The sequence below is a fragment of the Phytobacter sp. V69 genome, from assembly GCF_965644215.1.
In the GTDB taxonomy this organism is placed as follows: Bacteria; Pseudomonadota; Gammaproteobacteria; order Enterobacterales; family Enterobacteriaceae; genus Phytobacter.
Window position 1 is genome coordinate 1 of sequence record NZ_CBFFRL010000153.1, and the last position, 12,118, is coordinate 12,118.

At 46.4% G+C, this 12,118-nt stretch carries 11 protein-coding genes and 3 pseudogenes; 11 read left to right on the forward strand and 3 right to left on the reverse strand.

Features of this window, described 5'->3' with window-relative positions; translation table 11 throughout:
* Positions 1-70: 70 nt before the first annotated feature.
* Together ACSZPU_RS18650 and ACSZPU_RS18655 are read left to right on the forward strand one after the other, a co-directional pair.
* Positions 71-247 (forward strand): annotated as a pseudogene (locus ACSZPU_RS18650) (Tn3 family transposase); the annotation flags it as partial.
* A gap of 37 nt (positions 248-284) precedes the next feature.
* Positions 285-488: pseudogene (locus ACSZPU_RS18655) on the forward strand (transposase); the annotation flags it as partial.
* Between the two features lie 48 nt (positions 489-536).
* Here the strand turns inward: ACSZPU_RS18655 and ACSZPU_RS18660 are convergent.
* Together ACSZPU_RS18660 and istB are read right to left on the reverse strand one after the other, a co-directional pair.
* Positions 537-752: pseudogene (locus ACSZPU_RS18660) on the reverse strand (helix-turn-helix domain-containing protein); the annotation flags it as partial.
* 47 nt (positions 753-799) lie between these two features.
* The gene (gene istB, locus ACSZPU_RS18665) at positions 800-1,615 is read right to left on the reverse strand and encodes an IS21-like element helper ATPase IstB (RefSeq protein ID WP_499001804.1); all 816 of its coding nucleotides are present in this window, start codon (positions 1,613-1,615) and stop codon (positions 800-802) included.
* A gap of 120 nt (positions 1,616-1,735) precedes the next feature.
* On the opposite strand from istB, the gene ACSZPU_RS18670 reads away from it, so the two are divergent.
* The 8 genes from ACSZPU_RS18670 to cynS all read left to right on the forward strand — a co-directional run bounded on the left by ACSZPU_RS18670 (position 1,736) and on the right by cynS (position 8,995).
* The gene (locus ACSZPU_RS18670) at positions 1,736-1,924 is read left to right on the forward strand and encodes a transposase (protein ID WP_499001806.1); all 189 of its coding nucleotides are present in this window, start codon (positions 1,736-1,738) and stop codon (positions 1,922-1,924) included.
* A gap of 315 nt (positions 1,925-2,239) precedes the next feature.
* A complete protein-coding gene (locus ACSZPU_RS18675) occupies positions 2,240-2,794 on the forward strand; it encodes an OsmC family protein (RefSeq protein WP_499001809.1) in 555 nt (184 codons plus the stop codon).
* A gap of 23 nt (positions 2,795-2,817) precedes the next feature.
* The gene (locus ACSZPU_RS18680; protein ID WP_499001811.1) at positions 2,818-3,960 is read left to right on the forward strand and encodes an acyl-CoA dehydrogenase family protein; all 1,143 of its coding nucleotides are present in this window, start codon (positions 2,818-2,820) and stop codon (positions 3,958-3,960) included.
* Positions 3,957-5,294 carry an FAD-dependent oxidoreductase gene (locus ACSZPU_RS18685; protein WP_499001813.1) on the forward strand — a complete coding sequence of 446 codons (1,338 nt, stop codon included), beginning with the start codon at positions 3,957-3,959 and terminating at the stop codon, positions 5,292-5,294. Before ACSZPU_RS18680 ends, ACSZPU_RS18685 begins: the two co-directional genes overlap by 4 nt.
* A gap of 24 nt (positions 5,295-5,318) precedes the next feature.
* Entirely contained in the window at positions 5,319-6,710 is a 1,392-nt protein-coding gene (locus ACSZPU_RS18690) for an ABC transporter substrate-binding protein (protein WP_499001816.1), read from the forward strand.
* A gap of 4 nt (positions 6,711-6,714) precedes the next feature.
* A complete protein-coding gene (ntrB, locus tag ACSZPU_RS18695) occupies positions 6,715-7,572 on the forward strand; it encodes a nitrate ABC transporter permease (protein ID WP_499001819.1) in 858 nt (285 codons plus the stop codon).
* Positions 7,562-8,494: an ABC transporter ATP-binding protein gene (locus tag ACSZPU_RS18700; protein ID WP_499001821.1), complete on the forward strand. Its 933-nt coding sequence runs from the start codon at positions 7,562-7,564 to the stop codon at positions 8,492-8,494. The genes ntrB and ACSZPU_RS18700 overlap by 11 nt, the downstream gene beginning before the upstream one ends.
* 51 nt (positions 8,495-8,545) lie before the next feature.
* Entirely contained in the window at positions 8,546-8,995 is a 450-nt protein-coding gene (gene cynS, locus ACSZPU_RS18705) for a cyanase (RefSeq protein WP_499001825.1), read from the forward strand.
* A gap of 28 nt (positions 8,996-9,023) precedes the next feature.
* Here cynS and ACSZPU_RS18710 read toward each other — a convergent pair whose 3' ends face one another.
* Positions 9,024-10,625 carry a sigma-54-dependent Fis family transcriptional regulator gene (locus tag ACSZPU_RS18710; protein WP_499001829.1) on the reverse strand — a complete coding sequence of 534 codons (1,602 nt, stop codon included), beginning with the start codon at positions 10,623-10,625 and terminating at the stop codon, positions 9,024-9,026.
* Positions 10,626-11,034: 409 nt separating this feature from the next.
* Here ACSZPU_RS18710 and ACSZPU_RS18715 point away from each other — a divergent pair.
* Positions 11,035-12,118, forward strand: a 1,084-nt coding sequence (locus ACSZPU_RS18715; protein ID WP_499001833.1) for an IS256 family transposase, incomplete at its 3' end; no start/stop codon positions are given.

Here is a 12,118-nt window from a genome sequence, read left to right on the forward strand (position 1 = left end):
GGCCTCATTTCTCGCTGCCGTCCAGATCAGATGCATCGCTCTCTGGGCTAAAATCTTGTGACGACACTATCTAGTCTACGTAAACACGCTGATGATCCAGCAGGTACTAAATGAGCCTGTATGGCTGTCACGAATGAAGGCAGAAGACTTCAGGGCACTGACGCCGCTGATTTATGCCCATGTAAACCCCTACGGAATATTCGAGCTCGATATGGAAACAAGGCTGCCGATCGAAGCGGTTGCCTGAAAGTTGGCAGTTATCGCAGCTACCCGGTCACTACCCCAACAAGGAAGTGAAGCGTCGTGCCGACGTCGTGGGCATCTTCCCGAATGAAGCCGGCATCATGCGGCTGCTGGGCGCGGTACTGGCCGAACAGAATGAGGACTGGCTGTTGCAGAATAGATACATGCCACAGCAAAGCATGCTGGAGATAGACCAGAATGCTGATGATAACGATGTAATAGACGCGCTGCCGATCAGCGCATAACGCAGACATTACCGAGCCGGAAAGCGGGTTCCGAATTTACACCACCTTGACGGACTCTACCCCCGCCCGCCGTCGCCGGTCATCACTCAACCGTTGAGCCTCTTCTGCTGAATAACCGCCAGCAGTCCCGTTACGCCTGACCTCCCGGGATACAGTGGACTTACTGACGCCAACACGCTTGCTGATCTCCGTGAGGCTAATATTCTCACCAAACAACAGGGCAATCTGGTATCGTATGCCTTCGGTTAACTGCCGATACTTCATGTTGCTCGCTCATCTGTGGTAGGAAGGCCGGGATAACTTATCGGTAGTTAACCCTTCTTCCCACACTCTCCACAATCATGACCGAGCGTTGCACTTATTATCTGAATTCGCGGACCGCTTTTCAGCTTATCTTTCAGTCGATAGCTTTGGCCGCTAATTTGCGCGATATGGGCATGGTGAAGCAGCCGATCCAGCATTGCCGCCGTCAGCGTCTCGTCATCACCAAACGTTCCGGACCACTGCGTAAACGGCAGATTGCTGGTCAGGATCACGCTGCCTGACTCATACCGTTTAGCGACTACCTGGAAGAACAGATTCGCCTCCATTTTACCGAACGGCAGATATCCCACTTCGTCGATGATGAACAGCTTAAGCTTACCTACGACGCGGTTCAGGTAGCCCTTCAGGTCACCCTGACGCTGTGACGCCATCAGTTGCAGCATCATGTCGGCGGCGGTGATGAACCGAATGCTTAACCCCGCCATCGCGGCTTTATAGCCAATGGCGGTCGCCAGGTGCGTCTTGCCGACGCCAGAAGGCCCGAGCAGGACAATGTTCTCCTGACGCTCGATAAACGCCAGCCCCGACAACTCCTGGATCTGACTTCGCGGAACACCGCTGGCATAGGCGTAGTGGAACTGCTCCAGTGTTTTTATCACCGGCAGGCCTGATAACCACAAAATGGTCTGGCGTCGCCGTTCGTTCAGGCCATCATGCTGGAGCTGCAAAACGGCTTCCAGGAAGTCGGCATGCGTGCCGCTGTTGTCGATAGTCGTCTGTGCCACACCCGGCCACTCAGCCGGCAGGCGGTCGAGCCTGAGTTGCTCGCAGAGTGCGGCAATACGGTCATGCTGATGGTTCATGCCTGCACCTCCAGCAAGGTCTGGTACGTTGCCAGAGGATGTTGCAGGCTCTCGGTGCCCCCATGTCAGGATAGTTGTCGCCTCTGACTGAAAAATTTCCGGGGGCCGGAGAGGACAATAATGAACACTTATTCACCTGAGCGTAAAGCCGCTCTGATCGCCAGAATGATGCCGCCACATAATCAACCGGTCGTTCAGTTAGCACGTTCTGAGGGGATCCCGGCCAATACGCTTTATGCCTGGGGGGATTACCCATTTATGAATATCTTATTTATTGAATATGCTCCTCAGCCCGCGTCAGTTCTGTAGTTGTCTTTATTTTTTATATAAATCATGAAATATAAAATACTGATAAATAAGTCAAAAAAATTCTTCTCACTGTTTTAGATACTGAACGTAAAAAAACCAGACATTGTCGACATTGTCGACATTGTCGACATTGTCGACAATTTGTAGGTTTCGGATTGTCTAACTAATGAGTCCGTCTCTGTACCCCCCGTTGAAGAAAATAACGTAACCAAATGATATTAAATAGATAATTTAAATATTTTAAAGTTGGCGCGTCAGTTGCAATTCCTGATTACCGCCATCTGTTGCGGCAAAAACTAAAACTGGAGAAGACAAATGTCTGTATCAAACGCACCTGCGAACACAGTTAAGGCTTACCTCAAACCAATCGATCGTGAAGGTCTAATGGCTTTTGCTGATAAGGGTCGTAACAACCCAGCCTCTCGTGGCACCAACAAAGTCCATACAGTGATGCAGGGTATGTACCGTTCTTTAAGTTTCGTTGGTAACCACAATCCTGTTGTTGTCGACGAACCTCTTCATTTATTTGGCGAAGATAAAGCTCCCGCACCAGGCGAAATCGTATTATCTGGCCTTGGTGGTTGCTTGTCAGTGGGCATTACTGCTGTAGCTACGTGGAAGCAAGTGAAATTGAGCAAGCTTGAAATTTTTATGGAAGCTGACATTGGTAACCCTGCAGCCTGGGGTGCTGGTGGTGCTCAAATGCAACCTGAACAAATGGGCTTCCAGGAGATCCGTGTGAAAGTTGTTATTCAAGGTGATGCAACACGCGAAGAACTTGATGAAATCGTACAACACGCGAATTTCTATTCTCCTGTAGCGAACTCCATGCGGAACCCAATTCCATTCAGCATCAGTTTGGCAGACTAATTAAGACCCTTGAGGAGCAGCTCATGAATATTGCAGTGGAAACATCCAGCTCATACGAAGAGCCGTTGAAAACGAATGAAGAAGTCCTTCATGATGTGAAAAACATTGCCCGGGGTTCATTAGCAAAACTGGCAAATAGTATTGATCACGAAGGATATTATCCTCTCGATATCATGGCTGCTCTGGGCGATGCTGGTGCTCTTCGTGCCCACCTGGAAACCTATGGAAGCCGCTATGATTTAGCTCTTTCAACTATGCAAGAAGTTGGAACGCAATGTGGATCTACAGCATTCCTGATGTGGTGTCATGCAGTTTGCGGCCTGTACATGGAAAAATCTGACAACCCGGTACTTCATGCCAGACTAATCAACCATGCAGCTGGAAACAGTTTTGGTGGAACCGCCCTTTCAAATCCAATGAAAGCTTTGGCCGGTATTGAACCAATGCTACTCAGAGCCAAAAAAGTTGAAGGCGGGTACATTATCAACGGTACGCTCCCCTGGGTCAGCCACATTGCTAAAGGCCACTACTGCGGAGCCATTGCAAGTGTTGAGGATGACAATGGGGAAATCTCACATGAGGTGATTTTCATTCTTGATTTGGATGAACGTGTTGAACTGAGCGCGTGTCCAGAATTTTCAGGCATGGAAGGTACCAGCACATGGCGTATTCGATTAACCGATCACTTTATCGGTAAAGACAGTATTGTTGCAGACCCTGCCAAACCCTTTGTGATGCGTATTCGTGGCGCTTTCATTCTCCTCCAGATAGGAATGGCAACTGGTCTTATCCAGGCCAGCATTGATTCAATAAAAGATGTCTCTGGTTCTCTTGGGCATATAAATAGCTTTCTTCATGATGGAGCTGAGCAACTTCAAGCAGAATTTGATGAATTAAGCTTACGTGTATCCAAATTGGCGAAAACACCATTTGATGAAAGCAAAGGGTATCTGCTGGATGTTCTGGATGCTCGTGCACATGGGGCGGAGCTGGCACTTAAAGCGACTCAATCGGCATTACTTCATCACGGTGCCAGAGGATATCTTCGCTCAGCAGGGCCTCAGCGCAGGATTCGTGAAGCGCATTTTGTCGCAATAGTGACTCCGGCAATTAAGCACCTCCGCTGGGAAATGGCTAAATTACTCAAAGAGGAAATGCCGGCATGAATGATGATTTTCGCCCATGGAAGCAATACATCTGTCGCGCCTGTGGTCTGATTTATGATGAAGAATTTGGCGACGAAGATAGCGGGCTGCCGCCAGGAACACGTTTTGAGGATATTCCTGATGATTGGGAATGCCCACTATGTGGCGTGACGAAAACAGACTTTGAGCCATATTTGAAACGTGAACACCTCATTGCTGGTGAGAATGTCATCCAGATTTCGCGTAAAGCAGGTATCATCGTCGTAGGTGCAGGACTCGCTGGCTGGGCTGCCGTAACTGCCCTTCGCGATGCAAATCCTGATGTGCCGATAACAATGATCAGTGCATGCAATGCCGATGTGTACCACAAACCCGAATTATCAGTAGCTATAAGCAGAGGACTGACAGCAGAGCATTTGGTTCGTGAAAAGGCAGGAGAAGCCGCCAGGCGCTTAGGCGTAAATCTGTTGACCGAAACATATGTAACTGGACTAAGTCCTGAATTTAAACAACTTAGAACAACCCGCGGCACCTTTGGGTATACGAAGCTTATTCTCGCCGTTGGTGCAAAGCCATTCATGCCACCCTCACTTGACCCAAGTCTGTGCTGGCGTATTAATGACCTTGGCAGTTGGAATGGGTTGCGTACAGCGCTGGGTGAGGCCCCACAAAGGATTGCCGTCATAGGGGCCGGAATGATTGGCTGCGAACTGTCGGAGGATTTTGCCCGGGCTGGCCATAAAGTGACGATGATAGACCGCCTCTCCTTACCTTTGAATGCCCTTCTTCCTGATGGAGCGGCGGAAATGTTGCTGCACAGTCAGAGAAACATGGGAATTGAGTATGTTGGGAATGATCTGGTTGAGAAGATTTCGTTAGATGAAGAACGTAGAAAAAAGGTCTGTACAGCATCAGGGAAAAACTATCTCGTTGATCATATCGTAGTTGCTACCGGGTTGCTTACGGACAAGCGGCTTGCTGTAAACGCTGGATTACGTTTCATTAATGGTATTGTCGTCGACCCCTGCACGCTTCAGACAAGTCATCCAGATATTTATGCGTTAGGTGACTGTATTAGCCTGGAAGGTTTAGCCTGCAGATTCATTGAACCAATTAGCAAGCAGGCTGAAGCAATAAGTAATCATATAAATGGGGTGGCCTGTGAAGGTTACAAGCATAGTTCGCCAGTAATTCGCTTGAAAACACGTTCATTGCCAATTGAAATTCATGGTTCACCATGCCAACAAGGCGAATGGCAAACGTTAGATAAAAAGGACAGTTATTTGTATATGGAGCAGTGGCTTAATGGGCAGACCGTAGCAAAATTACGAGTCGGAAATTTTAAAGTGGCTTAATAATAACTAATCTAGAGGGACATCATGAGAACTGACAATTTTTTTCGCCCATACTCGGAAGATCAGATACTTTCAGGATGCACCTGTGGGAATCATCGCACTCAAGCAGAACACGCTGCAGCAACTATGCAGTCTGGTAATACCAAACTCAATGTTGAGGATATATCAAGTGACTTCATCGAGGCCGCTGCAGTTAAGGCTTTGTTTCCTCATGATTCTACTCGCCGCTCATTTCTAAAAGCTGTGGGTGTGTCGACGGCTATGGCTGCCATTGCTGCAGTACTCCCTCTCGCACCTTTACAGGCAATGGCTGCAGAGGGCGGGCCGCTGGAAAAGAAAGACCTAAAAATTGGTTTCATACCCATTAACTGTGCAACCCCATTGATCATTGCTGACCCTATGGGGTTTTACAAAGAACAAGGACTGAATGTTAGTCTACAAAAAACTGCTGGTTGGGCTTTAGTCAGAGATAACATGATTAACGGGGAACTGGATGCATCTCACTTCCTTGCTCCCATGCCACTTGCAATGACAATGGGGTTAGGTTCAGTTACCAGTCCTATGCGAGTTGCTGAGATTCAAAACGTTAACGGTCAAGCAATAACTCTTGCATTGAAACATAAAAATAACCGTGATCCGAGAAACTGGAAAGGATTTAAGTTCGCAATTCCTTTCGAGTTTTCTATGCATAACTTTCTTTTACGTTACTATTTAGCAGAACATGGTTTAGATCCTGATCGAGATATTCAGTTACGAGTTACTCCACCTGCAGAGATGATTGCTAACCTCCGGGCAGGGAATATTGATGGTTTCTTAGGTCCGGACCCATTTAATCAACGTGCAGTTTATGATGAAATTGGCTTTATACATATTTTAACCAGAGATATTTGGAATGGACATCCATGCTGTTCATTTGGTACAAGTCAGGCTTTCATAAGTCAAAATCCAAATACATTCTCAGCATTATACCGAGCAATACTCACTGCTTCAGTTGTAGTTAATGATAGAAAAAATATTCCTCACATGGCCAAGATTGTTTCCGAAAAGAACTATCTTAACCAACCTGAGATTGTTATTCGCCAAGCACTCGATGGCAGGTATGCAGATGGACTCGGTCATGTGCAAGATTTCCCAGACCGTGCCGGATTTGACCCAATGCCTTGGTATTCAATGGCAACATGGATACTGAGTCAGATGAAACGATGGGGATACATTCGTCAGGACATCAACTTTAATTCTCTTGCAGAACAGGTTTTTTTGATGACTGATGCGAGAAAGCACATGGCAGAGCTGAATATGGCAGAAGCTTCAGCATCTCCGGAGACAGGATATCGTAGCTTTGAGATCATGGGGAAAAAATATGATCCATCGCAAACTCAATCCTACATCGATAGTTTCCAGATTAAACGAGGCTGAATTGATGAAGAGAAACATCAAATTTAAATCTAGCGTACTGTCAATATGCTTGCTATTAGTTTTGATTTTAAGCTGGCAGATAGGTAGTCGTGATAACATGGCCAACAATTCATTAAATGAAAGTGATGAATACGCAGTTTTAATGGGAAAAAAAGCGGCACCAGGGGGCCAAGAGAAAGTAAATGGTATGCCGACACCGATGCAATTTGGTGAGATTGTATATAAACAACTCTCAAATCCATTTTATGAAAATGGTCCAAATGATAAAGGGATTGGGATTCAGTTAGCTAATTCATTAGGCCGTGTTGCACTTGGCTATATGATTGCAGTAATGGTAGCAATACCGCTTGGGTTCCTTATTGGTATGTCACCATTACTTCATAAGGCATTAGACCCATTCATCCAAATATTGAAGCCGATCTCGCCTCTTGCATGGATGCCCATTGCACTTTATACAATTAAAGATGCAACGACTTCGGCTATCTTTGTCATTTTTATATGCTCAGTATGGCCGATGTTAATTAACACTGCATTTGGTGTGGCTGGTGTTCGAAGAGATTGGCTTAATGTGGCACGAACACTTGAGGTGAGTCCTATTCGGAAAGCCTTTCAGGTTATCCTTCCTGCGGCTGCACCCACAATTATCACTGGCATGCGTATTTCAATGGGGATTGCGTGGTTGGTGATTGTTGCAGCAGAAATGCTAATCGGCGGAACAGGAATTGGTTATTTTGTATGGAATGAATGGAATAACCTTTCTCTTGGCAATGTGATTTTTGCAGTGTTGATGATTGGCATCATCGGTATGTTACTCGACATGGCATTCGCCACTTTACAGAAAAAGGTGACATATGCAGAATAATCAAAAAAAATACACCCAGCCATTTATTAAGGTTGAGAGTTTATCAAAGCAATATTCATCTGACTCACCATCTGTTTTTGAGAATATCAATTTTGAAATTCAGAAAGGTGAATTTATCTGCGTTATTGGTCACTCTGGCTGTGGTAAAAGTACCATATTGAATGTAATTGCGGGGCTTGAAGAAGCCTCTGGCGGTTACGTTACCATGGCTGGCAGAGAAATATCAGGACCAAGCCTTGAAAGAGGCGTTGTCTTTCAGAGTCATGCGTTACTTCCATGGCTTACAGTTGAAAAAAACATTGCTTTTGCGGTGCGTTCAAAATATCCAGAGTGGAATAAAGAGAAAGTCCGTCAGCATTCCGCAAAGTTCTTAGATCTAGTGGGACTCAAACATGCAGCATCTAAAAAACCAAGCGAATTATCTGGCGGTATGAAACAAAGGGTCGGTATTGCCCGTGCTTTCGCGGTTGAACCTAAGATGTTGCTAATGGATGAGCCATTTGGAGCTTTGGATGCTTTAACGCGTGGAAACATTCAAGATGAGTTACTAAAGATTTGTAAAGCTACTCATCAAACAGTTTTCATGATCACGCATGATGTTGATGAAGCCATTTTATTAGCCGACAAAATAATGCTAATGAGCAATGGGCCTCATTCACGCGTAGCAGAAATTGTTATCAATACCCTCCCCGATGATCGAACCAGGGAGGCGATGCATCATAATCCTCAATTTTATCGAATTAGAAATCATCTGGTCGACTTTTTGGTTAACCGTTCAACGCTAATTCAACAGAATCAACGTGATTCAGCGAGTAACGATCACCCATTAGTTGTTCGGCCTGGGCTGGAAGACGATGTAACGGACAGCGAGGATAAATCAGCCATCCACTCAGTGGCGAAAATTCATGTAGTTGGTGAGTAGTTAATTAACTGATTGTTAAGACCACGATCAACATTAAATCTGGAGTAAAGTATGATCACCTGTCGCGATGATGTAACAAATATGATTTTGGCAGCAAAGGTAAGAAAGGGTATCAAATGGGCTGATGTGGCTTCTGAAATAGGTCAGTCGAAAGAATGGACCACTGCGGGTTGTCTGGGTCAAATGACCTTTGATAAAAATCAGGCAGAAATTCTAGGCAAAATTTTCGAACTTTCTGATGAAGCAATCGCATGGCTCCAGATCGTACCATACAAAGGTTCTTTACCAACATCCGTGCCGACCGATCCCCTTATTTATCGCTGGTACGAAATGGTAAATGTCTATGGCACGACAATAAAACAACTAATTCATGAGGAATTTGGTGACGGCATTATGAGCGCCATTGATTTCTCGATGGATATTCAACGAGAGAGCGACCCCAAAGGGGATCGAGTAAACGTGGTATTGTCCGGTAAATTTTTACCCTACAAGCAATACTAATCGTTCGCGGGGCTTTAGCCCCGCCTCTCTATTGACCTAATTTTTTTAGACGATATGCAAGTTGGCGTGCGGTCAATCCCAAATTTTGAGCTGCACGTGACTTATTACCACCAGCAAGTTTGATCGCTTCTAAAAGTTCACTTTCAGAATGAGATTCATAGGACGCGTAAGGGCGTATAATAGCCTGATTCGGAACAGGAGGAAGTGAAGATACCTCTTGCATTTTAATGTATTTCTTTTGTGGGCCACGAATTTCTTTAACTTTTATATAGTTTTCGACGTCAATAGCGTTAAGGACCTGTTTATCACTCAACAAGACCATTCGCTCTATGATGTTAGAAAGCTCACGGATATTCCCAGGCCAGTCATGGTTTTGTAGAAGCGAAATAGCATCAGATTTCAAGTTTACGTTTCTTTGATTCGCCTGATTGAACCTGTTAAGGAAATGAAATATTAAAGCTGGTATGTCACTTTTTCTTTCGGGAAGGGAAGGAAGATGAATTGGGATAACATTAAGCCGATAATAAAGATCTTCACGGAAATGACCATATTGGACTTCCTTCGACAGGTCTCGATTAGTTGCAACTACAACCCTAACATCTATAAAAATTTCCTTTGTTCCGCCAAGTCTGGTGATGGTTCCTTCCTGCAGAGTCCTGAGAAGTTTACCCTGCATATTTAGAGGCAGCTCACCTATCTCATCAAGAAAAATTGTTCCTTCGTTAGCCTGTTCAAATAATCCCTGACGCTGAGAATTTGCTCCAGTAAAGGCTCCTTTCTCATAACCAAAAAGTTCACTTTCGAACAGTGAATCAGGAATTGCTGCACAATTGACCTTGATAAAAGGTTTACCTTGTCGCGGGCTGGCAACATGTAGGGCTCTGGCAAAAAGTTCCTTACCTGTTCCTGATTCTCCAAGTAGCAGAACACTGGCCTTCGAATCTGATGCACGTTCCAGCTCAGAAATTGCTCTGATGAGTTCAGGAGAGTTACCCACTATGCCGTAATGAGATACATCATGATGACTTGCTTGTGCGAGAAGTTGGTTATAACGTTCAAGTTCTTTATTCTTTTCATCGATATGAGCTTCAAGATGAAGGAGCTGACCAATGAAAGTGGAAAGTATACGCAGTATAGTTAGGTCATCAGAAAGCGGCCTTGACCTTAAACGTATGCGGTGAAAAGCCAGGACACCTTTAACGCTATGACCAACAATAATTGGTAATGCGATAAAAGCTACAGACTCCTGTGGTAAACGCTCACGGCTGACAGCCCTAAAAAGAAACATAGGTTCACTATCAATATCCTGAACCACGGCAAGTTGACCATGCGCAAGAACCCTGCCAGTGATACCTTCACCAAACTGATAAACACCCTTTTGAGCTTCTTCCCGTGTAAGACCGTAGGAGTACCTAATTCTCCCTTCCTTGCTGCCGGGTACTTGCATCACAATTCGGCCTCGGTTTAGTCCGAGCAATTCCGAGAGCAAGTGGAGTGTTTCCTTAAAAATCTTCTCATAGGTGAAGCTTTTTCCTGATAGTGATATGACCTGTTGTAACAGTAGCATCTCCTGGGAACGCCAATAATTCGGGTCATAGCTACTGTCTTTTGATAAAGAATCTTCAACCATACCACCTCGTGCTGTTGAGCATTCTGCTAATGCGAGCTGTCTGTAGCAAAATATACCAGAAGAAAAACGATCCGCTTTTTAAATCATTCGCAATATTTTAAACCTCGCACAGCCTCTTAATGATAGTTTTTTCTGATGGATGAAAATCAAGAGTCTTGTAAATCATGAGGTTAGGCTGTGTCCCTTAATTGCATAACCTCTTGTAAAACAATCGGATGCTGTCAATACCGATCGAATTCTGACCCACCCTGCCAAAGTAAAACTGACCCACCCCCTTTGAATTACTCGGGCGTTGCTGCTGGTAGAGTCCACTGGAGTGGTGTAAATTCGGCAGGAGATGGAGAGCACCATCGGCTTATCCGGTAAGGTAATGGTTTGCAAACACAATTATCTTAAAAGGAGTAAACCGATGGCTGACAACAGCATGGCACTCAACGACACCCTGATGCAACTGGGCGGCGAAGACTTCCTGCGTGACCTCACCGAGTTTATGCTAAACCGCATCATGGACGCTGATGTCACTGCGCGCATCAATGCCGACCGTCATGAGCGCACCGAGGACCGTGAGACCTACCGCAACGGCTATCGTGACCGCGCCTACAACACCCGGGTTGGCACGCTCGACCTGCGCATCCCGAAGCTACGCGAAGGAACCTATTTCCCGTCGTTCCTGGAAGCGCGCAAGCTCTCTGAGAAAGCGCTCAACGCCGTCATACAGGAAGCCTGGATTAACGGCGTCTCAACCCGCAAGGTCGATGCCCTGGTCCAGTCCATGGGCATGACGGGTATCTCGCGCAGCCAGGTCTCCAGTGTCTGCCGCGATATCGATGGTTGGGTTAAAGACTTCCTGGAACGCCCTGTTGAAGGCGACTGGCCCTATCTCTGGCTGGATGCAACCTACGTCAAGGTGCGCAAGGGCGGGCGTGTGGTCTCGGTGGCAGTAATAATCGCTTGCGCGGTTAACCCGGACGGACGCCGGGAAATCATCGGGATGGGCATTGGCGAGTCAGAGGCCAAAGCGTTCTGGCTGACCTTCCTGCTGAGCCTGAAAGAGCGAGGCCTGCGGGGAGTTGAACTGGTTATCTCCGACTCGCACAGTGGCCTGAAAGCAGCGATACAGCAGGTGTTCTGTGCGTCCTGGCAACGATGCCGGGTTCACTTCATGCGCAACGTGCTGTGCCGGGTCAACAAGGCCAATCAGTCGGTGGTGCGAGCTGCACTGCAGCAGGTGTTCGTACAGGCTGACGCCAAAGCGGCGCATGAGACCTGGAAAACGGTTGCCGGCCAGCTGGAGGAAAGCTTCCCGTCGGTGGCGGCGCTGATGGACGATGCTGAAGCCGATGTACTGGCGTACTTCGACTTCCCGAAAGCACATCGGGTAAAGCTGCACTCGACCAACACGTTTGAGCGGCTCAAGAACATTAGCGCCCTTACAGGGCGAGCGTCACCGCTTCGCGGTTCCGATGGTATTCATGATCGGCATACCGTTTTAT